Source organism: Pseudothauera hydrothermalis (assembly GCF_003345255.1).
GTDB lineage: Bacteria > Pseudomonadota > Gammaproteobacteria > Burkholderiales > Rhodocyclaceae > Pseudothauera > Pseudothauera hydrothermalis.
The window spans coordinates 534,524-556,949 of sequence record NZ_CP029331.1; the positions used below are offsets into that span (position 1 = coordinate 534,524).

The window sequence follows — 22,426 nt, forward strand, 5'->3', positions numbered from 1 at the left end:
GCTGGCATGCGCCAGCCGCCAGCGTCTACGCCTGCACGATCTCGGTAAACACCGCCCCGCGCGCGATATCCCGCTCCGATCGCCTGACCGCCCGTATCACCTTCTCCGCCATGATCTCCGGGCGGATGATGCCGTGCAGCGTCTTGTAGATCGCCATCTGCACCTGCCACAGCGCCTTCCACGTCACGCGCCGCGCCCCGCAGATGGCCACCGCCTCCGGCGCCAGCGCCTCCGACTGGTAATACGCCCACTCGTCCTTTTCCATATCCCACTTCTTCATGCTTCCTCCTGTCTGCTGAATGGCCCGCGAGGGCCGCGTTGAAAAAACCCGCATCGCCGCCTGGGGCGGCAATCGCCGCCGCCTGCTGCACGATCAGATGGCGCTCCACCCGCTCGCGCACCTCCGGTGGCAGCGCCGAGAGGTCATACAGCCGCCGCCTGCCGCCCCGGCAGGTCTCCTCGGTGTAGGGCCAGGATTCGCGGAGGGCCCGCTTTTTCACGGCATCCTTGGACACGCCGAGACACTCGGCGAGTTGCTCAAGTGTGTAAGCGGTCATTCGACCACTCCGTCCTTGATGCCAAGCAACACTGCTGCCTTGTGCGCCTGACCGCGCCTCCCTTTGAACCGGCCACGCAGCAACTCATAGACGATACGGTCAGAGACGCCGATCTCCCGGGCAAACTGGCGAATCGTCTTGCCGCGCCTGTCTAAGTCGGCCCTCGCCTCTTCCAAAGTTCTCACTCGTGTCATTTTTTGTGCCATCATGTGCGATGTGATGGCAACAATATAGCTCAATCGTGGAACTTGTCAAGCGCAATCGTGGAATTTTTTTGTTCCCCGCTTTTCACCGCTTAAAACCGGTGAACTGGGGAAATTCCCCGCTTGCACGTTCCCCGCTTGATCAAGTCAAGTGGGGAAGCCGAAGTGTCTGAGCTTGCTCAAAGGATCAAGGCATGGCGTCACGCGCTCGGCCTGACGCAGGATGAGTTCGCGCGTCGCGCTGGCATACCAAAGCGCACACTGGTCGGCTATGAGAACGCTGAACGCGAACCAGGATCGTCTGCCCTTGCCGCCATCGCCAGAACAGGCGTGGACATGCGCTGGCTGCTCACGGGTGAGGGCGAGATGCTGCCAAAGCCCGCACCAGATCAAGAAGAGAGTGAAACGGTTCCCGGCCCGCGCGGCCGCCGCTGGCATCACCTCATCGAGCTGGTCGAGACCTCCGACGACCCCGACGGCATGCTCGCCGACCTTTTCGCGCGCGCTCAGGACGAGGCAAGGCGGCGCGAGCTAGAGCGCGCGCTTATCGAACTCCGCGCCGAACTCGACCGCCTCAAGAAACGCGCCTGAACCCCGTTTGAACGCCTTTGAACGCCCCGCCGAAAACGTCCAAGCGCTTGCATACCGGTTGCCAAAAAATAAATATCCACAGACTTATCCACAGGCTGACTTCAAATCGCCACCCCTGTGGATAACTCACCCAACCCCGCGCCAGACAAAGAAATCCCGCCCTCCGCCCCATCTTCCCCACTTGCTCTCAAACCAGTTGCAAACCCTCACCGGGGATACAATTGCGCCAAATAATTCGCGCACAGAGGAGGGAGACCATCGTGCAGGACGTCATTGCCCATCCCAATGGCATTTATGCGGTCGATTCCGGTTATGGACGCCCCCAGCTTGCGGCGATCCATGTAATGGTCCATGAAGGTCGCGCGGCTGTGGTCGATACCGGCAACAATGCCTCGGTGTCACGGGTGCTCGCGGTACTGGCCAGTCTGGGCATTGCGCCGCAGGCGGTCGATTGGGTGATGCTGACCCATATTCATCTGGATCATGCCGGCGGCGCGGGCAGCTTGATGTGCGCGCTGCCCAACGCGCGCTTGGCGGTGCATCCGCGTGGGGTGCGGCACATGGCCGATCCGCAGCGCCTGTGGGAGGCGACGGCCGCAGTCTATGGCGCCGAGCGCGCTTTTTCGCTGTATGGCCGTCTGGTCCCGGTGCCGCTCGAACGCATCGAGCCGGTGGCCGACGGCCAGGTTTTGACGTTGGCCGGGCGCTGCCTGCGGGTACTGCACACCCCTGGTCACGCCCGCCACCATATCTGCATTTGGGATGAAGTGGCCAAGGCGTTCTTCACCGGCGACACGTTCGGGCTGTCCTATCGGGAACTGGATGTGGATGGGCGGGCGTTCATCTTTCCGACCACTACGCCCACCCAGTTCGATCCCGACGCCATGCATGCGTCGATCGACCGCATGCTGTCTTTCGATCCGCAGGCCATGTACTTGACCCATTACAGCCGGGTCACCGATGTGCGGCGTCTGGCGGCCGACCTGCACCGGCTGATCGACACTCAGGTGGCGGTGGCGCGGGCCGCGCGCGGCGATGGGGTGGCGCGTCATGTGGAGATTCTCGCCGGACTGGAGCAGATTGCCCGCGAGGAAGCCGCCCGCCAGGGCTGGACCTTGTCCGAAAACGACATGCTGGAATTGCTGCGCGACGATCTCGAACTCAACGCGCAGGGGCTGGGCGTCTGGCTGGACAGCCTGCGCGTACCCGAGCCCGAAACGGTTTGAGCGGACCGGACAGCCATGCACGCCGATCCCCGGTTCGAGGTTGACCCGCAGCGCCGCTTTGGTGGCATTGCACGCTTGTATGGGGAGGAGGCACTGGCTCGACTGGCCGCCGCTCACCTCTGCGTGGTGGGCATCGGCGGTGTCGGCTCGTGGGCGGCAGAGGCACTGGCCCGTAGCGGCGTGGGGCGGCTTACCTTGATCGATCTGGACCATGTCGCCGAATCCAACATCAACCGCCAGGCGCATGCGCTGGAATACACCCTTGGGCAGGCCAAGGTGCTGGCCATGGCAGAGCGTCTGTGCGCCATCAATCCGCAGCTCGTCGTTGATCCGGTCGAAGCGTTCGTGACCACGGACAATGCCGGTGCGCTGCTGCAAGGCTTCGATCATGTCATCGATGCGATTGACCACGTGAGCGCCAAGATCGCCATTGCCCTCACCTGTAGGGCCCGTGGCATCGGACTGACGATGACCGGTGGCGCCGGTGGCAAGACCAACCCCTGCGCCATTCGTGTGGATGATCTGGCACGCAGCAGCCAGGACCCCTTGCTCGCCAAGGTGCGCGCGCGCTTGCGCCGGCAGCACGGTTACCCGCGAGAGCCGCGGCGCAAGTTCGGTATCGAGGTGGTCTATGTGGATGAACCCGTGCGCCGGCCGCAGCGAGCGTGCGATAACGCCCGCGGGCCGCAGGGGCTGAGTTGTGCGGGCTATGGCTCCAGCATGATGATGACCGCAAGCGTTGGTTTGGCCGCGGCCGCGCGGGCGGTCGAACGTCTGCTGATAACGGTTGGCGCGGATGCGCAATCTCCCGGGAGAGGGAAAACATGAGTCAGGATCGGGCCATCATCCTGTTTGGTCACGGCGCCCGCGATCCGGAATGGGCCGCGCCGATGCGCCGGATGCGCGCACGTTTGCTGCAAAGTGCGCCCGATGTGCGGGTGGAGCTGGCCTTCATGGAGTTCATGAGCCCGACGTTGGACCAGGCGGTCGATGCGGTGGTGGCCGATGGCGCACGGGCGGTGACCGTGGTGCCGATATTTCTGGCGCAGGGCGGTCATCTCAAACGCGATGTGCCGCTGCGGGTCGAAGCCGCCCGGCGGCGACATCCGGGCACCGACTTTACGCTCGCACCGGTCATTGGCGAAGATGATGGCGTGCTGGCGGCCATGGCGGCAGCCGTGTTGGGCTTTGCCTCGATACAGCCTCAACGCTGACCTCACGATGGCGTGTCCGGCTGCGTGTGCGCGGCAGATTGACACACCTTAATATATTAGAAGATACTAATAAACATGAACGCTATCTTCTACTACATCAAGCGCCTGTGCATCGGTGTCGTCTTGGTTGCCGTCAGCGCTGCGGTTGTGGCCGAGGTGCCGACCCTGCGCGTTCAGGCTGCCAGGGCGGCGCTGCGCACGCCTTTTGAAGCGACCATCGAGGCGGTGCAGCAAAGCGTGGTGGCGGCGCGGGTACCGGGCCGGATCCTTGCATACACGGTCGATGCCGGTGACCGGGTGGCCATGGGCCAGGTTCTGGTACGCATCGATGCCGAAGAGGCGGCCGCCGGATTGGCGCAGGCCGAGGCCGGGGTGGCGCAGGCCGAGGCGGCGTCGATCAACGCCCGTGCCCACTTTGTCCGCAGCCAGGCGCTGTTTGCGCAGCGTTTCATCAGCCAGGCTGCGCTGGACCAGGCGCGTGCCGCCTTGGACGCGGCAGAGGCTGCCCTGCGTGCGGCACAGGCAGCGCGCAGACAGGCCGCCGTGGCGCGCGACTATGCCGAGGTGCGCTCACCGCTGGACGGGCTAGTTGCCGCCCGGCATGCTGAGGCGGGCGAAATGGCGCAGCCCGGCATGCCCTTGCTCACCGTTTATCACCCGGGCACGCTGCGTGCCGTGGTGGATGTGCCGCAGCGCCAGTTTGCCGAGGTGTCCGCTGCGCAGATGAGTGCGCGGATCGAAGTCGTCGACGACGGCCGCTTCATCGACGCGGCAGCGGTTACCGTGCTGCCGGCGGCCGACACCCGTACCCACACTTTGCGTGTGCGGGTGGACCTGCCGCCTGGGGTCGAGGGCTTGTTGCCGGGCATGTTCGTCCGGGTCCACCTCTTGGGCGGCGATGCGGTGCGACTCAAAGTGCCCAGCGCGGCCATTTTGCGCCGTGGCGAGCTCACCGCGCTTTATGTGGCCAGCCCCGCCGGGCGTTTCACCCTGCGTCAGGTACGCATCGGTGCGCCGGAAGCGGATGGGCAGGTCGAGGTCTTGGCCGGGCTGCGGGAGGGCGAAACCATTGCGCTGGATCCGGTGGCGGCCGGCATCGAGGCGGCGGCGGGGCCGTCACGATGAGCCGGGTAGCGGGTCAAGAGGCCGCGCTCGGCCTATCCGGGCGGCTGGCCAGGGCTTTTCAAAGCAATGCGCTGACGCCGCTTTTTGCCTTGGTGCTACTGTTGGCTGGGGTATTTGCGACCTTGATCACTCCCAAGGAAGAGGAGCCGCAGATCGATGTCACCATGGCCAACGTGTTCGTGCCTTTCCCCGGTGCGGCGGTGCGGGATGTGGAGGCGCTGGTGGCACGCCCGGCCGAGCAGGTGCTGTCGCGCATGGCCGGTGTCGAGCATGTGTATTCGGTGTCGCGGCCCGGACTGGCGGTGATTACCGTGCAGTTCGAGGTCGGCGTGCCCAACCAGGACGCGCTGGTGCGCTTGTACGACACCATTCATTCGCACCGCGATTGGATCAGCCCGGAACTGGGTGTGGGCGAGCCGATCATCAAGCCCAAGGGCATCGACGATGTGCCCATCCTCAGCCTTACCTTCTGGACAGCCGACCCCGAGCGCTCCGCTTTCGAGATGCAGCAGGTGGCGCACGCGGTGGAGCTCGAACTCAAGCGTCTGCCCGGCACCCGCGATGTAGTGACCATCGGCGGGCCCGGTCGCGTGGTGCGGGTCGATATGGACAGCCAGCGCATGAATGCGCATGGCATCACCGCGCAGGATATTCGTGCCGCGTTGCAACTAGCCAATGCATCGCAGCCGGCTGGTGCGCTGGTGCGCAACAACCGCGAGGTGCTGGTGCAAACCGGCACCTATTTAGAATCGGCCGAAGATGTGCGCCGGCTGGTGGTCGGGGTGGCCGACGGCAAGCCGGTTTATCTGCGCGATGTAGCTTCAGTGGAGGATGGTCCGGAACAGCCAGCGCGCTACGTGTGGTTCGGTACCGGGGCGGCGGCCGAGGCAGCGGGTGTGTCCGCGCATGGCGTGTTTCCGGCGGTGACCCTGGCGGTATCCAAAAAGCCCGGTGCCAACGCCGCCGATGTGGCCGAGCAGCTCATCGCGCGCGCCGAGTCACTGCGCGGGGCGATCATTCCGGAAGGCGTCCACTTCACGGTGACCCGCAACTACGGCAAGACCGCCAGCGAAAAAGCCAATCAGTTGATCGGCAAGCTGGTGTTCGCCACCGCGGCGGTGGTGCTGCTGGTGCTCTTCACGCTCGGCCGCCGCGAGGCGGTCATCGTCGGCGTGGCGGTCACCCTGACCCTGGCGGCCACACTGTTCGCCTCCTGGGCCTGGGGTTTCACCCTCAACCGGGTGAGTCTGTTCGCGCTGATCTTCTCCATCGGCATTCTGGTCGACGACGCCATCGTGGTGGTCGAGAACATCCACCGCTGGAAGACGCTGGAGCCAGACACGCCGCTGCGCGTACTCATTCCCCGCGCGGTCGATGAAGTCGGCGGGCCAACCATCCTGGCCACTTTCACCGTGATCGCGGCGCTGCTGCCGATGGCTTTCGTCACCGGGCTGATGGGGCCGTATATGAGCCCGATCCCGATCAACGCCTCGATGGGCATGTTCATCTCGCTGGCGGTGGCCTTCGTGGTCACGCCCTGGTTGGCGCTGCGCCTGCTGCGTGGGCACGGCGGACACGATGCCGGGGCCGAAGACCGCCTCACCCGCCGGCTGGACGGACTGTTCCGCCGCATCATGGGGCCGATGCTCGATGCCCGGCGTGGCGCCCGGGGGCGCGGGCTGCTGTGGTTGGGGGTAATGCTGCTGATCGCCGCATCCCTGGCGCTGCCGGTAATGCAATGGGTGGTGCTCAAGATGCTGCCTTTCGACAACAAGTCCGAGTTCCAGGTGGTGCTCGACATGCCAGTGGGCACCCCGCTGGAGGAGACCGCCCGGGTGCTGCGCGAGATCGGCGAAGAACTCGGCAAGATCGAGGAAGTCACCGACTGGCAAGCCTATGCCGGCACCGCTTCGCCAATCAATTTCAACGGTTTGGTGCGCCAGTATTACCTGCGCGCGGCGCCGGAGATGGGCGATGTCCAGGTGAATCTGGTGGATAAATCGGCGCGTGCGCGCAAGAGCCACGAAATCGCCAGCGCCGCGCGTGCGGTGGTCACCGAGATCGCACGGCGCAATGGCGGCAATGCCAAGGTGGTGGAAGTGCCGCCGGGGCCGCCGGTGCTCTCGCCGATCGTCGCCGAGCTCTACGGCCCGGACTACGCCGGCCAGCTTGCCGTGGCACAGCAAGTGCGCGCCGCTTTCGAGGCCACCGCGGACGTGCATAGTGTCGATGACACGGTGGACGAGGCTGCGCCCAAGTTGGTGCTGCGGGTGGATCAGGCCAAAGCGGCGCGCATGGGCGTCGCCCAGGCCGATATCGTCGAGGTGGTGCGTCTGGCGTTGGCCGGCGAGAACGTCACCCCGATCCACGGTGGCGACAATAAGTACGAGATCCCGGTGCGTATCCAGTTGCCCGCCAACCGCCAGGCGGATGTGGGCGAGTTGCTGCGGCTGCAGGTGCGCGCGCGCGACGGCGCCTTGGTGTCGGTGTCGGAACTGGTGGAGGTGCGCGAAACCGAGCGGGAGCAAATCGTCTATCGCAAGGACCTGTTGCCGGTGGTCTATGTGACCGGCGACATGGGCGGGCGGCTGGATTCGCCGCTTTACGGCATGTTCGACATCCGCAGCAAACTGGCCGGCTTGCAACTGGAAGGGCCGGGGCGCGCGGGCGGGCTGGGCGAATGGTTCATCCGCGCGCCCAAGGATCCGTATGCTGGCTACCAGCTCAAATGGGATGGCGAATGGCAGGTCACCTACGAGACCTTCCGCGACATGGGTGCGGCCTATGCGGTGGGCTTGGTGCTGATCTATCTGCTGGTGGTGGCGCAGTTCCGCTCCTATTTGGTGCCGCTGATCATCATGGCACCGATCCCGCTCACCATCGTCGGCGTGATGCCCGGCCACGCCTTGCTGGGGGCGCAATTTACCGCCACCTCGATGATCGGCATGATCGCGCTCGCCGGCATCATCGTGCGCAACTCCATCCTACTGGTGGATTTCATCAACCAGCAGATTGAGGAAGGTGTGGCCTTCGCCGACGCGGTGATCCGCGCCGCCGCGGTGCGTGCCAAGCCCATTGGACTGACCGCGCTGGCGGCGATGATTGGCGCTTTCTTCATCCTCGACGATCCCATCTTCAACGGGCTGGCGATCAGCCTGATCTTTGGCATCCTGGTGTCCACCCTGCTGACCCTGGTGGTCATTCCGGTGCTCTACTATGCCGCCATGCACCGCCGGGTTGGCATGTTGCAAGGAGAATCCTGATGACGCTTACCACCAACCAGTATGTACGCATCTTCGCCGGCGCCTTCGTGTTGATTTCGCTCGCACTCGGCGCGGAGGCTTCGCCGCTGTTCGTCAGCAAGCACTTCCTGTGGTTGACCGCCTTCGTCGGTGCCAATCTGTTCCAAAGCGGTTTCACCGGGCTGTGTCCGCTGGAGAACATTTTGCGCAAATTGGGCGTCAAGGATAGCGTCGGCGGTTGTTGAGACCGGCTGTGCATTTGGCCGCCGAGGCGCCGGGCACTGGGACGATCGCATCGCAGCCGCCCAGTTATCGCCGCGCGCTGCGCACCCTGGACGAAGCCGCTGAGGCTGCGCGTGAAGCGTCCGCCCTGTGTGAGCGTCCCGCCGGGGTCGAGCGTGGTTTGATCGAACTGCTGGTCAATGCCATCGAGCACGGCAATCTTGGCGTGGATCATGCTTTGAAGGCCCAACTGCTGGCCTGCGGACGATGGCAAGCCGAAATTGCCAAGCGGCTCGACATGCCGGGTTTCCGGCAGCGGCAGGTGGTACTCAGTGCCTGGGCAATGGTCGGCGGCTGGTGTTTCGAGATCGCCGACGATGGCGCGGGTTTCGACTGGCGGCCGTGGCTTGCAGCCGATCCGGCCCGTGCGGCAGCGCCCAACGGCCGCGGCATCGCGCTGGCGCGCAGTCTGTGTTTTGACGAGTTGTACTTTCTGCCGCCCGGCAACCGTGTGCGTGCGTTGGTGTTTGACACCGTCGAGCCGTCGGCATGAAGCCCAGCGCCTGGCCGGCGCGCGATCGCTTACAATCGCGCCCCATGAAAAATTCCATGCAACCCGCCCCTCATGGCGCCGAATCCTCACCGCTGGGCCGCCCGGTGGCTTATCGTGACACTTATGCGCCGGAACTGCTGTTTCCCATCGATCGCCAGCTCAAGCGGGATGAACTGGGCATTGCGGCTAACGCTCTGCCTTTCATCGGTGCCGATCTGTGGAACGCTTACGAATTGTCCTGGCTCAACCCGCGCGGCAAACCGGTAGTCGCGCTAGGGCATATCGAGGTGCCGGCCGATTCGCCCCGGCTGGTGGAGTCCAAGTCGCTCAAGCTGTATCTGAACGCCTTTAACCAAACCCGTTTCGACAGCGCCGAAGCGGTGGCCGCGACGGTCCGCGCAGACCTCTCCGCTGCGGTGGGCGCTGCGGTCAACGTGGCAGTCTTCCCTCTGGCTGCTTCGACCGTGCGCAGTTTCGGCCTGCCGGACGGTTTGTGCTTGGATGAGCTGGACATCGAGATCGATACCTACCAACCGACGCCGGAATTTCTGCGCACTGGATGCTGCAGCCGTGTCGTCGAGGAGACGCTCTACTCGCATCTGCTCAAATCCAACTGCCTGGTGACCGGACAGCCGGACTGGGGCATGGTTGCGGTGCGTTACCGGGGCGCGGCGATCGACCGAGCGGGGTTGTTGCGTTACATCGTGTCGTTTCGCAGCCACAACGAGTTTCACGAGCAATGCGTCGAGCGCATGTTCTGTGACATCATGGCGCGCTGCGCCCCACAGGCGCTGCTGGTGTGGGCGCGCTACACCCGTCGCGGCGGCCTGGACATCAATCCCTGGCGCGGCACCCCCGGCAGCTGCAGCCCGGGCAACTTCATGGAAGTCCGCCAGTGAGCGGCGCGGCTGCACTGGTCCGGTGCCGTCCAAAGTACGTCAGCCATCGTGTTCCAGGGTAGCAAGAGCGGTCGGTCTGGTTTAGTATCGGCGGGTGTTTCACCACCACCACAATGAGGGAAAATCATGAAGATGTTCGTTGCCGCCGCGGTGGCCGCCGGCCTGCTGTCTGCAGCCCCTGCCTTTGCTTCTGCCGATCTGGCCAGCAAGAAAAATTGCTTGGCCTGTCATGCGACCGACAAGAAGATGGTCGGCCCTTCTTATAAAGAGGTCGCGGCTAAATACGCCGGTCAGGCAGACGCGGTGGCCACGCTCGCTGCCAAGATCCAAAAAGGAGGGGTCGGCGTGTGGGGTAAGGTGCCGATGCCGCCCAACCCGCAGGTCAATGACGCCGAGGCCAAGGCGCTGGCCGAGTGGGTGCTGAGCCTGAAGTGATCGCGCGCTCGATCAAGCCTTGAAAAAAACCAGCCTGCGGGCTGGTTTTTTGTTACGGCATAACTCCTTTGGGTGGGTGTCGCAGCCAGCGTTCGGCTTCCGCGGTGGCGGCCGGCGGGGCGAAATGGTAGCCCTGCATGATGTCGCAGCCGAGCGCGCGCAGCATCTGCGCTTGCTCTGCCTGTTCGACACCTTCGGCGATGAGTTGCAGACCAAAGCCGCGGGCAATGCCGGTGATGGCCGAAATGATCGGGTTGATCGTCGGGCCATGCAGTTCGCGCACGAAACTGCGGTCGATTTTCAGGCAGCTGACCGGGAATTGCTGGAGATAGGACAGCGAGGAGTAACCGGTGCCGAAATCGTCGATCGCCACGCCAAATCCAGCTTCGCGTAAGGTGCGGACCTTGGTGGTGGCGGCACAGGCGTCCTGCATCATCATGCTTTCGGTGATCTCCAGCTCCAGCCGGTTAGGGGGGATGCGGTGCTGTTCGACAATACTGAGGATGTCCTCGACCATCTCCGGTTGGCCGAAGTCGTGCGGCGACAGATTCAGCGACAAGCGTAGATCGAGGTGTCCGGCCTGCCGCCACAGGGCAAGCTGGCGGCAAGCTTGGTGCAGAACCCAGCGGCTGAGCGCACCAATCATGCCGGCCTCTTCCGCGACCGGTACGAAAGTGGCCGGGCCGATTTGTCCATGTAGCGGATGGTTCCAGCGCAAGAGCGCCTCCATGCCGACTACCCGGCGCTGTGCGAGCGAAACCTGCGGTTGAAAGTAAAGCGCCAGTTCCGCCCGCTCGATGGCGCCATGTAAATCGTTTTCCAGCGACACGCGCTGGCGGTGATGGCTATCGAGTTCGGTATCGAAGAAGCGAAAGCCGTTCTTGCCGGAGCGTTTGACCTTGTACATGGCCACGTCGGCATGTCGGGTGAGGTCTTCGGCGCTGCGGCCGTCGCGCGGATACAGAGCAATGCCAATGCTCACCGAGGCACGAATGGGGCCCGCGCTGAGCATGAAGGGAGCTGAGAGTGCGTCGACGATTTTGCGGGCGATGGTTTGAGCATCTTCCGCGCAGCCGATATCCGGTAACAGCACGGTGAATTCGTCGCCACCCAGTCGGGCCAGGGTGTCGCCCCGCCGCAAGGTCTTGCCCAAGCGCTCGGCGAGATTGCGCAGCAAGGCGTCGCCGACGGCGTGACCATAGGTGTCGTTGATGCGCTTGAAGCGATCGACATCGATGAACATCACCGCCAAAGTGCCGGCTCGTCGCTGTGCCTGGGCGACGGCCAGTTCGAGGCGGTCACGGAACAGTACGCGGTTGGGCAGGCGGGTGAGCTGATCGTGATACGCCTGGAAGGTGATGATTTCCTCGGCCCGCTTGCGCTCGGAAATGTCGCGCGCCACACCGTATAGACCGATGCCGGAGTTGCCGTCCTGCTCAGCGTTCGTCATTGGCACACCGTTTAGCGCGACGGTGACGAAGGCATGTTCGTCGTCAGCCAATCCATGGCGGTTGCGACGCAGGCGCAGCTCCACATTGAAGCCGCTCGACTGGCCGTCTCGACACGCTTGCAACAGCCCCTGCATGCGGTCCTGATCCTCGGGCATGACCAGCAGCATGAACGGGCGTTTGAGCAACTGGCTGCGGGAAAGGCCCAGCAGCTCATCTGCACGTGGGTTGAGATAGCTGAAACGGCCCTCGGCATCCAGGGTGAAGATGAGATCGGGCGAGCTTTCCACCAGGTAGCGGTGCAAACGCTCCGACGCCCGCAGGCGTTGGCTCATCGCCCGGTTGGCGCGCTCCAGCGCGGTGCGGTGCAGGACGCTGTGCACTGCGCGTTGAATTTGCGCGACATGATAGGGCTTGCGCACGAAGTCATCGGCGCCGCCGCGCAGTGCGCCGATGGCCGCATCGATGGCATCTTCGCCGCTGATCATGATGACCGCCTCTTCGCGGCGATGCCGGGACAGCCAATCGAGCACCACCAGGCCGGTGCCATCGGGCAGGCGGTAGTCGAGCAGGATCAGCTCGTAGTTCTGCTCTGCAAGGCGCGCGAGGGTTTCGGCCACCGTGCCGCAGGCGTCGAACTGGCGTCCGGGCAGCGCGAGCACCTGCGGGAGCGTTCGCCGCATGGCGACGTCGTCATCGACGATCAGAATCCGGCATGGCCCATCCCCCCCCCGTCATGCGAGACGCTTGCGCTGCCGAACACGCTGTGCTCTGCCGGAATGACCATGATCCCCCTTGAAGGTGCAACCGCAGCCGAATGTGATGTGCCCTACCTTGCCGAAATTTCGCATCCGCCTGCGGGTTGCATAGCGGTGGACCGATTACTGCCGCGACAGTATCAAAACTCATTCAGCGTTTCAAAAGTTTACTGTCCGTCATTGAAGTGATGGTTGTGCGCGATGGCCGGTATCGATTGGAATGAACAGTTGGAAGCTGGTACCGCTGCCGGCCAGACTGCGGCACACCATGCTCGCTTGCCACGATGAGAGCATCTCACGCACGATCGCCAGCCCCATGCCTTGGTGAGGGCCGCCTTTGACCGAGGCGCCCAGGGCGAACAGGTTGGCTAAGCGTTCCGGCGGCAGGCCCGGACCGTTGTCGATGACTCGGATCTCCACGCACCGGCGTCCGTCGACCAGCACAGGCCCGGATGCGCTCAGCGCGCATCGTCTGCCGGGCGACAAAGCTTCGGAAGCGTTACGCAACAGATTCAGCAAGACTTGGCGCAACGCCGAAGCGGGCATGGCCACAGGCGGGAGCGTGCCGGCTTTGCGCACGTCAAAGCCGATACCGTGCCGCGCGAACAGCGCGCTCTCGCAAAGGGCCTGGATGTCGTCGAGCAGGCGGCCGACATCGCAACAGGGCGCTTCGGCAGCGTCGGGTTCGGGCAGGTTGGTCAGACGCCCCAGCAAGGTGCCGATCCGGTCGATTTCATGACCGATCAAGTCCAGCTCGCCGCAAAGCGCCTCATCCTGCGCTCTATTTTGGGCGAGCAGGCCAATGTAGCTGCGGATTACGGTCAGCGGGTTGTTCGTTTCATGCACCAGCGTGCGTGCCTGTTGCTGGTAAGCGGCCCGCAGTGCGTCGACTCGGCTGCGGTCAGCTTGCTGTTGTGCATCCAGTCCGTGCAGGTGGGTGCATACGCGCTCCAACAGGCTGCGCAAGGTATGCGCGTGGGGAGCCTGCGGCAGCGCTTCGGGCGGCAGCGCAAACACCGCCACCGCGGCGCCAGCGTCGAAGACGACCGGCAGCGCGGTGATGTCGGTGCTGTTCAACCAGCGCGCGATCTGCCAGTCGCGCGGCCAACGTACCTCTGACGCCTCACCAAAATGGACCGAAGCCGGCTCCTGGCTGCGCAGCGCCCGCGCAATGGCGCTGGTGTCGTCATCGCGATCCAGCGCCAGTTCGGCCACCCAGTCTTGCAACTGGGGCGCGATGGGCAGGCGGGCCGTCAGTCTGCCGTCGGCATCGGTCATCAGCAAGAGCGGCGCGTCGATACCGAACAGCAGCCGACAGGCAAAATCCAGGCGTGCTGCGCTGCGCGCTTCATCCAGCGTGCTGAAGGCGCTACCCAGCAGGCCGTCGACCGCTACGTTGCGTAGGCGGCCGGGCAGCGTTGCGATGGCATCGCTTGGCGCCGGAGCGGATGCGGCGCCGTGCTGCGCGACGATGAAGTCGACATCGGTGCGCAGAGCGAGGAGCACATCGGCCGGCAAACCGGATACGGTGGCCAGCGGCGGCGCTACGGCGCTGGCCGGATCGTTGCTCAGACGGTCGGCGGACCAGACGATGCGGGCCAGGGGATGGGCGGCGCACACTGTGTCCGGCTCGGCCTGAGCCAGATGCAGCGCATCGCATAGCGGCGGTGGCAGACCGCAGCGCTGGGCCAGTGCGGCTGCGCAATCGTTGGCGGAAAACTTGCTTTCGGCCGACAGCGCGCGGCCCAGGACCAGCCACATTGCCGCAAGATAGGCTTCGCGCGGCCGCGGGTAGCGGCATTCGAGCGCCAGGTGGTGGGCGCATTCGGCACATAGCAGGGCACGGTGGAGCAGTTCGGGCGGGTAGCCGGTGCAGGCTGGATCGAGCTGGGTCGCTTCGAACAACCAAACGCGCAGAATGGCGCGACCCGCCACGGCCAGACGGGTGGCTAGGGCGGTGCCCGGCTCGACAGCTTCATGGGTTTCGAGCGGGCGGGCGGCCAGCAGCGCACAGCACAGCGCGGCGTCGCGCAGGGCCCATTCGCCCAGCGCCTGCCAGTCGGGATCAGGCACGTCCAGACGCAGCAGCAGCTCGTCTGCCGAACTGGGTGCAAGGCGGGGCGCTAAGGCGCGGAGCGCGCCCGGCACCGGAAGGGTCATCGGACTGGCTCATCGGGGCGTTGGGCTGAGAGAGATTCTAGCGGTGAGTGTCCGTGTGCCCCGTGACCGATTGCGCAGGCGGAAGGCGGTCAGCCCTGCAAGCTGTCGGCAAACCCCAGCGCCGTGACATGTGCGCGATTGAGCAGGGTCGGCGCAATGTGTAAGTCATCTGCGGCTTTTGCCAGCGCTGCGCCATCGAAGGTTTCGCATAGCCGGGCAAGCTTCAGGAAGGGGGCAAATTCGCCTTGCTCGGCAAGCAGTGCTTCGGTGATCGCGGCCGGCAGGTTCATCTCTTCCAGCAGCGCCTGCATCGAGGTGCCAAGCAGTACATTGAGCAGTGAAAAAGCACCGGTGATAAAAAGATTGTCGAGTTCGGATTTGTCGAAGAACTGCGCGCCGATCTCCTCCATGAAGCGGCCGCGGGCAATGGCGGTTTGCATCATTGCCGGGGCGCCCGGATCGCGGCTGGCGGTGACCAGCAGCAGCGATAACCACTTGTTGAGGTTGTCGTAGCCCAGAATGCTCACCGCGTGGCGGAAGGATTGAATTTCGCACATCAGCCCGAAGCCGGCGGAGTTGATGTAACGCAAAAGCTTGTAGGACAGGGCGACGTCTTGTTTGAGCACCGCCTCGATGTCTTTGATATCCGCGTTGTTGCGCACCAGGTTGAGCAGGCGGACGATCTGCGCGTGTGCTGGCGACAGCGCCTTGGGTGGCGGGTTGCCGTGCAGAAAGAACCAGCCGGAAGCACCGTCGTATCCTGCGCTCACTGCTTTCTGAAAGGCGCCGACATCGGGCAGGCCCCAGGCCAGGCTGAGGCCGGGGGCCCCGTTGGGGGCGGGGTTTTTGCGCGCGTCCATGAGCACGAAGCGCCATTGGCTGTCGGCAGGCAAGGCGATACCGGGTGTGTACCAGCTCAAACATGTGCTGATTCCGGCTGCACGCAATTGTGGCAGGAGCGCTTGGGTGTGCGGGTGGGCGAGCGCCTGCACCGGGATTTCCACCATGGCATTTTGCGGCGCGCGCCAGTCCATGAGGTCTGGGGTGGGCACCAGGCGCCCGAGGCAGACGAACACGGTATGGCGCGATGGCCAGACATCGGCCAGCGCATTGAGCGTCTCGACCACCGCACCGACGCTTGGGCCGTGCGCGATCAGCCGGTTGGCGGTGATTGCGCGGTTTTTGTTGACCACGGGCTCGCGGGTGAGGATGGTGGTCTGGCTCATGACATCAACCGTTCGAATAGGTAAAAGCGTCGGCAAAAAAGGCGTTTTCGGCTAGACCGCAGCCGGCGACGAAATCCGCCCGTGCGGCTTCGATCATCGCTGGCGCGCCGCAGGCATAGACTTCGTACCCGGACAGGTCGGGCAGATCGTCCATGACGGCCCGATGGACCAAGCCGGTCCGCTCGTTCCATGTGTCGTTTTCGGTTGCATCCGAGAGTACCGGAATATAACGGAAGTTGGGCAAGGTCTGCGCCCATCCGCGTGCCAGCTCGTCCATGTACAGGCCGGCGCGGGTGCGCGCACCCCAGTACAGCACCATCGGGCGGGCGAGCCCGATGTGCAGCGCATGTTCGACGATGCTTTTGATCGGCGCAAAACCGGTGCCCCCGGCCAAGAGGACGATGGGTTTGTCGGACTCCTCACGCAAGAAGAAGCTGCCCAGCGGCCCTTCCAGGCGCAGGATGTCGCGCTCTTTCATGGTCTGGAAAACATGCGTGGTGAATTGCCCGCCGGGAATCAGACGGATGTGCAGTTCCAGATGGCCGGTTCGATGCGGGGCGTTGGCAATCGAAAAACTGCGTCGGCGGCCGTCGGCGAGGAGAAAATCAATGTATTGGCCGGCGCGGAACTGAAACGGTTCACTAGCCGGTAGTTTGATTTCCAGCATCATCACATCGTCGGCCAGGCGCTTGAGTGTCTGCACCCGGCAAGGCAGCTTTTTGACCGGAATGTCGCCGGCGCGGCTGACGTTGCGCGCTTCGAGAACGAGATCCGAGCACGGCATGGCGCGACAGAACAACGCCATGCCGGCAGCACGCTCAGCGTCGGTCAGCGCAGTCGCCGACCCAGTGCCGTAATCGACTGCGCCGGAGAGAATCCGCCCCTTGCAGGCGCCACAGGCGCCGTCGCGGCAGCCGTAAGGCAATAGCAAGCCGGCTTCCAGGGCGGCATCGAGGATGGTCTGGTCCGCAGCGGCTTCGAATTGCTGGCCGCCGGGCTGGAGTGAAATTTTGAACGGCATCGTGCGTGAGATAATCTGGCGATATGAAAAGAGTTCTGATCGTTGGCGCGGGGGATGTTGCACGGCGTGCCACGCCTTGGCTGGTGCGCCGCTTTCGCGTCTACGTGCTCTTGCGCAACCGGGCGGCTGCGCCCGCGTGGCGGTCGCTCGGGGCGGTTCCGGTGATTGCGGACCTCGATGACCGTCACAGCCTGAAGCGCCTTGCCGGATTAGCCCAGGCCGTGCTCCATTTTGCGCCGCCGCCGGCCACAGGGGAGGCAGACCCGCGCACCGCGCGCTTACTGGCTGCGCTGGCGCGCCGCGGCAGTGTACCACGGCGCCTGGTGTACATCAGTACGACAGGCGTATATGGCGACTGCGCCGGGCAAGCGGTGGATGAAACCCGTCCGCGCCGTGCACAGACCGCGCGTGCGCGCCGCCGGGTGGATGCCGAAGACCGCCTGCGTGCTTTCGGCCGGCGCAACGCGGCGCGTGTGGCGTTGTTGCGCGCGCCCGGCATCTATGCGGCCGACCGCTTGCCGCTGGAGCGCCTGCGCCGCGGCGATCCGGTGCTGGATGCCTCCGAGGATGTGCACACCAACCACATCCATGCCGACGATCTCGCCCGGCTTGCCTGCACGGCGTTGTTTCGTGCGCGGGGCGGGCGCGCCTTCAATGCGGTCGATCACACGCAGATGACGATGGGCGCCTATCTCGATCTGGCAGCCGACACCTTCGGCCTGCCGCGCCCGCCGCGCATGAGGCGCGCGGAAATCGCCACCCGCCTGTCGCCGACGACCATGTCGTTCATGTCCGAGTCGCGTGTGCTGTCCAACGCCCGCATCTTGCGGGAACTTCGTGTGCGGCTGAAATATCCGACGGTGCGCGAAGGCTTCCGCGCTGCCCTTGCCAAGGAGAAAACCCACCCATGCTCGTGATCAAGGCCCTACACATCATCTTCGTCGTGTCATGGTTCGCCGGCCTGTTCTACCTGCCGCGGCTGTTCGTCAATCACGCCATGGTCAATGACGCCGCCACCATCGAGCGCTTGAAGCTGATGGAGTACAAGCTCTACCGCTTCATGACTCCGCTGGGCATCTTGGCGGTTGGGCTGGGCTTGTGGCTGTGGTTCGGCTACGGTTTTGCCGGCGGCTGGCTGCACGCCAAGACGCTGCTGGTGGCAGGCTTGGTTGCCTACCATCTGTACTGTGGCAAGTTGCTGCGCGACTTCGCCGCCGGACGCAACACCCGTAGCCACCGCTGGTACCGGGTGTTCAATGAGGTGCCGGTGGTGGTGCTGTTTGCGGTGGTGTTTCTGGTGGTGCTCAAGCCTTTCTGAGCCGGCGCGCGTTCAGCCGGATGGCGGTAGGTCGGCCAGGCTGTTGAGGTTGGCAAACGCTTCGGCAACATCGTCGAACCCGACTTCGACACGCTTGCGGCTGCGCTGCCACGCATCCACCTTGCGTCCGCCTTCGGCCAGATAGGCGCTCAGTGCCGGCAGCAGTGTGCGGCGGCACAGGCAGAACACCGGGTGACTGCGTCCGCCGGTGGCAGCCACGGCGATCTCCGCGTCGTGGGCGAGCAGTGCGGCAAGCAGGCGGGCAACCAGATCGGCGGGCAATAGCGGTGCGTCACACGGAGCGGTGGCTACCAGTGTATGGCGCGCGCGTGCAAGGCCGGCGTGCAAGCCGGCCAGTGGCCCGGCAAAGCCGGTCAGTTCGTCGGCGAACACCGGGTAGCCGAAACCGGCATAGATGTCCAGGTTGCGGTTGGCGCTGATCAGGATCTCATCGACCTGCGGCGCCAGTGCGGCAATGACGCTCGCCGCCATCGGCCGACCGCGAAAATCGACCAGCCCCTTGTCTGCGCCACCCATGCGCAGGCCACGGCCGCCAGCAAGAACGAGGCCGCTGATAGCAGGGCGGGGCGTGGTCGGGTTCATGGGCGGATTGTAGCCGGCATTGCGCCACATCCGCCCGCAGCGTGAAGTGCCCCGCTACAATGGGCGCCAATCGCAAGCGTCTTGCCCATCTTTCGCCGCTGGCGCCCGCTGCCTGGGCGCTTTTTTCTGGATTCCTTATGTCCGAGCAGTTTTTTTCTCCCTGTCCGCGTGGCCTCGAGCCGCTACTGTCAGACGAACTCGCCACCTTGGGCGCGCAGGCGCCGCAGGCGGTACCCGGCGGGGTGGCCTTCGGCGGCGATTGGACGACCTGCTACCGGGTGAACCTGGAGAGCCGGCTGGCTACGCGCGTGTTATGGCGGGTGGCGGGCGGCCGTTACCGCAGCGAGGAGGACATTTACCGTATCGCCTACGCCCCGGCTTGGGCCAAGTGGTTTACGCCGGACGACACGCTGCGGGTGTTCCTGACCGCTAAGCAGTCGCCGCTAAAGAGCCTGGAGTTCGTGACCCTGCGTATCAAGGACGCGGTGTGCGACCACTTCCGCACCGTGGCCGGGCGGCGGCCCAGCGTGGATACCGCGAATCCGATGGTGCGCATCCATGCCTTTCTGACCCGCGATACGGTCACGCTTTACCTCGATACCTCGGGCGATCCGCTCTACCGCCGTGGCTTCAAACGTGCTGCGGTGGAGGCACCGCTGAAGGAGAACTTGGCCGCGGGCATTTTGCGTCTGACCGGCTGGCAGCCGGGCGAACCGCTGGTCGATCCGATGTGCGGCAGCGGCACCTTCCTGATCGAGGCGGCGCAAATCGCGCTCGACATCGCCCCCGGGCTGGGGCGCAGCTTCGGCTTCGAGCGCCTGCGCCAGTTCGACAGGCGTGCTTGGGCGGCGCTGCGCAACGCTGCCGAGGCGCGTCGCAAGCCGGTCCGCAGGCTGGCGCTCTACGGTTCGGACATCGTCGGCGAACAGGTGCGGCGTAGCCGGGTGAACCTGGAGGCGGCCGGCTTGGCCGAGTGCGTGTATCTGGATCGCATCAATGCGCTGGAGCGCACGGCGCCGGCACCGGCAGGGGTGATGGTGACCAATCCGCCCTACGGCGTGCGCCTCGGCGAAGCGGAAGAGTTGGCCGCACTCTACCCCAGGTTGGGCGACGCGCTGAAAAAGCGCTGGAGCGGCTGGCGGTGTTATCTATTCAGCGGCGATTCCAATCTACCCAAGTCGATCGGGCTCAAAGCAAGCCGCCGCACGCCGCTGTTCAACGGCGCCTTGGAATGCCGGCTGTTGGAGTACCGGATGGTTGCCGGTTCGAACCGACGCAAAGACCAGGATGGCGCGGCGCAGGGGTGAGGGGTGGGTGAGCGCAGCCGGCAGGGTGCGCGCCCGCTCAGATGATATCCAGATGCTGGATGCCTGACTGCAGGTCGCGCTCGCCGTGACGGCTGTTGAGCTTGATCTGCAAACGCAGATCGTTGATCGAATCGGCGTTGCGTAGCGCGTCTTCGTAGCTGATCTTGTCCTCTTCGTAAAGATCGAACAGGCTTTGGTCGAAGGTTTGCATACCCAGTTCGCGCGAACGCTTCATCACATCCTTGATGCCCGGGATCTCGCCCTTGAAGATGAGGTCGGCAACCAGCGGCGAATTGAGCAGAATCTCCACCGCCGGCACGCGACCTTTGCGGCCCTTCATCGGCAGCAGGCGCTGGGAGATCATGGCGCGCAAGTTCAGCGACAGATCCATCAGTAGCTGCTGGCGGCGGTCTTCCGGGAAAAAGTTGATGATCCGATCGATGGCCTGGTTGGCGCTGTTCGCATGCAAGGTCGCCAGGCACAGGTGGCCGGTTTCGGCGAATGCGATCGCGTAGTCCATGGTTTCGCGGTCGCGGATTTCACCCATCAGGATTACGTCCGGGGCTTGGCGCAGGGTGTTCTTCAACGCCGCCTCCCAGCTGTCGGTGTCGATGCCGATTTCGCGCTGACTGACGATGCAGTTTTTGTGGGTGTGGACGAACTCGATCGGGTCTTCGACGGTGATGATGTGGCCGTAAGAGTGTTCGTTACGAAAGTCCACCATGGCCGCCAGCGAGGTGGTCTTGCCAGTGCCGGTGCCGCCCACGAAGATCACCAGGCCGCGTTTGGCCATGGCGATATCGCGCAACACTGCCGGTAAGCCCAGCTCATCGAAGGTGGGGATTTTCTGTGCGATGGTGCGCAGCACCAGTCCGACCCGGCCCTGCTGGATGTAGGCGTTGGCCCGAAAGCGACCGATACCCGCCGGGGAAATGGCAAAGTTGCACTCCTTGGTGGACTCGAATTCGGCCGCCTGACGGTCATTCATGATGGCGCGCGCCAGCTCCGCGGTGTGCGCCGGTGACAACACCTGGTTCGACTGCGGCACGATCTTGCCGTCGATTTTGATCGCCGGGGGAAAGCCTGCGGTGATGAACAGGTCGGAGCCGTTTTTCTGCAGCATCAGCCGCAGCAAGTCATGCATGAATTTCAGAGCCTGGTCGCGTTCCATCTTGCGTTCCTGTAGCCGGGCAAGGGGCTGTGTGGTTGTGTCGGTGCGTGGGCCGCTCGAGCGGCGGCCGCAGGGCTCACCTTACATGAAGATGTCTTTGTTCTGTGCGCGGACCTTGGCCTCGGTGGCAGAAACGATGTTGCGCCGGACCAGATCCTGCAGGCACTGGTCCAGGGTCTGCATGCCCACGTTCTGGCCGGTCTGGATGGCCGAATACATCTGCGCGATCTTGTTCTCGCGGATCAGGTTGCGGATCGCCGGGGTGCCGATCATGATTTCGTGCGCTGCTACCCGGCCACTGCCGTCCTTGGTCTTGAGCAAGGTCTGCGAGATCACCGCGCGCAGCGATTCCGACAGCATGGCGCGGACCATGTCTTTTTCTGCCGCGGGGAAAACGTCCACGATACGGTCGATGGTCTTGGCCGCCGACGAAGTGTGCAGGGTGCCGAACACCAGGTGGCCGGTTTCGGCCGCGGTGAGCGCCAGGCGGATGGTCTCCAGGTCGCGCATTTCACCGACCAGGATCACGTCCGGGTCTTCGCGCAGCGCGGCGCGCAGTGCATTGGAAAAAGACAAGGTGTCACGATGCACTTCGCGCTGGTTGATCAGACAGCGTTTGGATTCGTGCACGAATTCGATCGGGTCCTCCACCGTGAGGATATGGCCGTATTCGTTTTCGTTGATGTAGTCGATCATCGCCGCCAGCGTGGTGGATTTACCCGAACCGGTCGGTCCGGTGACCAGCACGATGCCACGCGGCTGGTTGGCGATCTCCTTGAAAATCTTCGGTGCGTTCAACTGCTCCAGCGTGAGCACCTTGGATGGAATGGTCCGGAACACCGCGCCTGCACCGCGATTCTGGTTGAAGGCATTGACCCGGAAGCGCGCCAGATTGGGCACCGCAAACGAGAAATCGCACTCCAGGGTTTCCTCGAACTGTTTGCGCTGCGCATCGTTCATGATGTCGTACACCATGGCGTGCACATCCTTGTGCTCCATCGGCGGCAGGTTGATGCGGCGCACATCGCCATGAACCCGGATCATCGGCGGCAAACCGGCTGAAAGATGCAGGTCGGAGGCGGAATTCTTGACCGCGAAGGCCAGCAGTTCGGTAATGTCCATGGGGCAGAAAAACCAGACAAGCTAT

Annotated in this window: 22 protein-coding genes; 13 read left to right on the forward strand and 9 right to left on the reverse strand. The window is 64.3% G+C overall.

From position 1 onward, the window contains the following. Positions 1-25 precede the first annotated feature (25 nt). A complete protein-coding gene (locus tag DIE29_RS02630; RefSeq protein ID WP_114649127.1) occupies positions 26-280 on the reverse strand; it encodes a hypothetical protein in 255 nt (84 codons plus the stop codon). A 273-nt stretch (positions 281-553) separates the two neighbouring features. Then, positions 554-742 (reverse strand): helix-turn-helix domain-containing protein, encoded by a 189-nt coding sequence (locus DIE29_RS02635; protein WP_205409766.1) that lies wholly within the window; start codon positions 740-742, stop codon positions 554-556. A gap of 183 nt (positions 743-925) precedes the next feature. Between DIE29_RS02635 and DIE29_RS02640 the strand changes: the two genes are divergently transcribed. The 10 genes from DIE29_RS02640 to DIE29_RS02685 all read left to right on the forward strand — a co-directional run bounded on the left by DIE29_RS02640 (position 926) and on the right by DIE29_RS02685 (position 10,267). Then, positions 926-1,351, forward strand: coding sequence for a helix-turn-helix domain-containing protein (locus DIE29_RS02640; RefSeq protein ID WP_114650237.1), 426 nt, complete (start codon positions 926-928; stop codon positions 1,349-1,351). A gap of 260 nt (positions 1,352-1,611) precedes the next feature. Further along, the gene (locus tag DIE29_RS02645; protein ID WP_114649128.1) at positions 1,612-2,577 is read left to right on the forward strand and encodes an MBL fold metallo-hydrolase; all 966 of its coding nucleotides are present in this window, start codon (positions 1,612-1,614) and stop codon (positions 2,575-2,577) included. Between the two features lie 15 nt (positions 2,578-2,592). Continuing rightward, the gene (locus DIE29_RS02650) at positions 2,593-3,405 is read left to right on the forward strand and encodes a tRNA threonylcarbamoyladenosine dehydratase (protein ID WP_114649129.1); all 813 of its coding nucleotides are present in this window, start codon (positions 2,593-2,595) and stop codon (positions 3,403-3,405) included. Further along, on the forward strand, positions 3,402-3,791 hold the full coding sequence (locus DIE29_RS02655) for a sirohydrochlorin chelatase (protein WP_108079569.1): 390 nt from the start codon (positions 3,402-3,404) through the stop codon (positions 3,789-3,791). Before DIE29_RS02650 ends, DIE29_RS02655 begins: the two co-directional genes overlap by 4 nt. Before the next feature lie 75 nt (positions 3,792-3,866). Continuing rightward, positions 3,867-4,916, forward strand: coding sequence for an efflux RND transporter periplasmic adaptor subunit (locus tag DIE29_RS02660; RefSeq protein ID WP_114649130.1), 1,050 nt, complete (start codon positions 3,867-3,869; stop codon positions 4,914-4,916). After that, the gene (locus DIE29_RS02665) at positions 4,913-8,179 is read left to right on the forward strand and encodes an efflux RND transporter permease subunit (protein ID WP_114649131.1); all 3,267 of its coding nucleotides are present in this window, start codon (positions 4,913-4,915) and stop codon (positions 8,177-8,179) included. The genes DIE29_RS02660 and DIE29_RS02665 overlap by 4 nt, the downstream gene beginning before the upstream one ends. After that, positions 8,179-8,403 carry a YgaP family membrane protein gene (locus tag DIE29_RS02670; RefSeq protein ID WP_114649132.1) on the forward strand — a complete coding sequence of 75 codons (225 nt, stop codon included), beginning with the start codon at positions 8,179-8,181 and terminating at the stop codon, positions 8,401-8,403. Before DIE29_RS02665 ends, DIE29_RS02670 begins: the two co-directional genes overlap by 1 nt. Continuing rightward, a complete protein-coding gene (locus DIE29_RS02675) occupies positions 8,397-8,933 on the forward strand; it encodes an ATP-binding protein (RefSeq protein ID WP_114649133.1) in 537 nt (178 codons plus the stop codon). Before DIE29_RS02670 ends, DIE29_RS02675 begins: the two co-directional genes overlap by 7 nt. A 44-nt stretch (positions 8,934-8,977) precedes the next feature. Continuing rightward, entirely contained in the window at positions 8,978-9,832 is an 855-nt protein-coding gene (queF, locus tag DIE29_RS02680) for an NADPH-dependent 7-cyano-7-deazaguanine reductase QueF (protein ID WP_114650238.1), read from the forward strand. 126 nt (positions 9,833-9,958) lie between these two features. Then, positions 9,959-10,267, forward strand: a complete 309-nt coding sequence (locus tag DIE29_RS02685) for a c-type cytochrome (protein ID WP_108079575.1) — start codon at positions 9,959-9,961, stop codon at positions 10,265-10,267. Positions 10,268-10,319: 52 nt separating this feature from the next. On the opposite strand, the gene DIE29_RS02690 is transcribed toward DIE29_RS02685, so the two are convergent. The 4 genes from DIE29_RS02690 to DIE29_RS02705 form a co-directional block, all read right to left on the reverse strand. After that, positions 10,320-12,398 carry a putative bifunctional diguanylate cyclase/phosphodiesterase gene (locus DIE29_RS02690; RefSeq protein WP_114649134.1) on the reverse strand — a complete coding sequence of 693 codons (2,079 nt, stop codon included), beginning with the start codon at positions 12,396-12,398 and terminating at the stop codon, positions 10,320-10,322. Between the two features lie 252 nt (positions 12,399-12,650). Beyond that, complete coding sequence (locus DIE29_RS02695; RefSeq protein ID WP_114649135.1) at positions 12,651-14,633, reverse strand: sensor histidine kinase; 1,983 nt, start codon at positions 14,631-14,633, stop codon at positions 12,651-12,653. Between the two features lie 89 nt (positions 14,634-14,722). After that, positions 14,723-15,859, reverse strand: coding sequence for an EAL and HDOD domain-containing protein (locus DIE29_RS02700; protein WP_102040889.1), 1,137 nt, complete (start codon positions 15,857-15,859; stop codon positions 14,723-14,725). Positions 15,860-15,863: 4 nt separating this feature from the next. Further along, complete coding sequence (locus DIE29_RS02705) at positions 15,864-16,880, reverse strand: CDP-6-deoxy-delta-3,4-glucoseen reductase (protein ID WP_102040890.1); 1,017 nt, start codon at positions 16,878-16,880, stop codon at positions 15,864-15,866. 23 nt (positions 16,881-16,903) lie between these two features. On the opposite strand from DIE29_RS02705, the gene DIE29_RS02710 reads away from it, so the two are divergent. Together DIE29_RS02710 and DIE29_RS02715 are read left to right on the forward strand one after the other, a co-directional pair. Then, positions 16,904-17,797, forward strand: coding sequence for an NAD(P)H-binding protein (locus DIE29_RS02710; RefSeq protein WP_102040891.1), 894 nt, complete (start codon positions 16,904-16,906; stop codon positions 17,795-17,797). Continuing rightward, positions 17,788-18,198, forward strand: coding sequence for a CopD family protein (locus DIE29_RS02715; RefSeq protein ID WP_102040892.1), 411 nt, complete (start codon positions 17,788-17,790; stop codon positions 18,196-18,198). The genes DIE29_RS02710 and DIE29_RS02715 overlap by 10 nt, the downstream gene beginning before the upstream one ends. Before the next feature lie 12 nt (positions 18,199-18,210). On the opposite strand, the gene mobA is transcribed toward DIE29_RS02715, so the two are convergent. Then, the gene (mobA, locus tag DIE29_RS02720; protein ID WP_237269497.1) at positions 18,211-18,831 is read right to left on the reverse strand and encodes a molybdenum cofactor guanylyltransferase MobA; all 621 of its coding nucleotides are present in this window, start codon (positions 18,829-18,831) and stop codon (positions 18,211-18,213) included. 107 nt (positions 18,832-18,938) lie between these two features. Between mobA and DIE29_RS02725 the strand changes: the two genes are divergently transcribed. After that, complete coding sequence (locus DIE29_RS02725) at positions 18,939-20,108, forward strand: THUMP domain-containing class I SAM-dependent RNA methyltransferase (protein WP_114650240.1); 1,170 nt, start codon at positions 18,939-18,941, stop codon at positions 20,106-20,108. 37 nt (positions 20,109-20,145) lie between these two features. Here DIE29_RS02725 and DIE29_RS02730 read toward each other — a convergent pair whose 3' ends face one another. Both DIE29_RS02730 and DIE29_RS02735 read right to left on the reverse strand, forming a co-directional pair. Next, positions 20,146-21,279: a PilT/PilU family type 4a pilus ATPase gene (locus tag DIE29_RS02730; RefSeq protein ID WP_114649136.1), complete on the reverse strand. Its 1,134-nt coding sequence runs from the start codon at positions 21,277-21,279 to the stop codon at positions 20,146-20,148. Positions 21,280-21,360: 81 nt separating this feature from the next. Further along, positions 21,361-22,401, reverse strand: coding sequence for a type IV pilus twitching motility protein PilT (locus tag DIE29_RS02735; RefSeq protein WP_102040895.1), 1,041 nt, complete (start codon positions 22,399-22,401; stop codon positions 21,361-21,363). Between the last annotated feature and the right edge of the window lie 25 nt (positions 22,402-22,426).

Bases quoted from the DNA above. Each gene is read 5' to 3' on its own strand.
- DIE29_RS02725 (WP_114650240.1), top strand. From the start codon at position 18,939: ATGTCCGAGCAGTTTTTTTCTCCCTGTCCGCGTGGCCTCGAGCCGCTA.
- DIE29_RS02670 (WP_114649132.1), top strand. From the start codon at position 8,179: ATGACGCTTACCACCAACCAGTATGTACGCATCTTCGCCGGCGCCTTC.
- mobA (WP_237269497.1), bottom strand. From the start codon at position 18,831: ATGTGGCGCAATGCCGGCTACAATCCGCCCATGAACCCGACCACGCCC.
- DIE29_RS02715 (WP_102040892.1), top strand. From the start codon at position 17,788: ATGCTCGTGATCAAGGCCCTACACATCATCTTCGTCGTGTCATGGTTC.
- DIE29_RS02685 (WP_108079575.1), top strand. From the start codon at position 9,959: ATGAAGATGTTCGTTGCCGCCGCGGTGGCCGCCGGCCTGCTGTCTGCA.
- queF (WP_114650238.1), top strand. From the start codon at position 8,978: ATGAAAAATTCCATGCAACCCGCCCCTCATGGCGCCGAATCCTCACCG.
- DIE29_RS02700 (WP_102040889.1), bottom strand. From the start codon at position 15,859: ATGAGCCAGACCACCATCCTCACCCGCGAGCCCGTGGTCAACAAAAAC.
- DIE29_RS02660 (WP_114649130.1), top strand. From the start codon at position 3,867: ATGAACGCTATCTTCTACTACATCAAGCGCCTGTGCATCGGTGTCGTC.
- DIE29_RS02655 (WP_108079569.1), top strand. From the start codon at position 3,402: ATGAGTCAGGATCGGGCCATCATCCTGTTTGGTCACGGCGCCCGCGAT.
- DIE29_RS02710 (WP_102040891.1), top strand. From the start codon at position 16,904: ATGAAAAGAGTTCTGATCGTTGGCGCGGGGGATGTTGCACGGCGTGCC.
- DIE29_RS02695 (WP_114649135.1), bottom strand. From the start codon at position 14,633: ATGACCCTTCCGGTGCCGGGCGCGCTCCGCGCCTTAGCGCCCCGCCTT.
- DIE29_RS02735 (WP_102040895.1), bottom strand. From the start codon at position 22,401: ATGGACATTACCGAACTGCTGGCCTTCGCGGTCAAGAATTCCGCCTCC.
- DIE29_RS02705 (WP_102040890.1), bottom strand. From the start codon at position 16,880: ATGCCGTTCAAAATTTCACTCCAGCCCGGCGGCCAGCAATTCGAAGCC.
- DIE29_RS02630 (WP_114649127.1), bottom strand. From the start codon at position 280: ATGAAGAAGTGGGATATGGAAAAGGACGAGTGGGCGTATTACCAGTCG.
- DIE29_RS02650 (WP_114649129.1), top strand. From the start codon at position 2,593: ATGCACGCCGATCCCCGGTTCGAGGTTGACCCGCAGCGCCGCTTTGGT.
- DIE29_RS02690 (WP_114649134.1), bottom strand. From the start codon at position 12,398: ATGCGGCGAACGCTCCCGCAGGTGCTCGCGCTGCCCGGACGCCAGTTC.
- DIE29_RS02730 (WP_114649136.1), bottom strand. From the start codon at position 21,279: ATGGAACGCGACCAGGCTCTGAAATTCATGCATGACTTGCTGCGGCTG.
- DIE29_RS02665 (WP_114649131.1), top strand. From the start codon at position 4,913: ATGAGCCGGGTAGCGGGTCAAGAGGCCGCGCTCGGCCTATCCGGGCGG.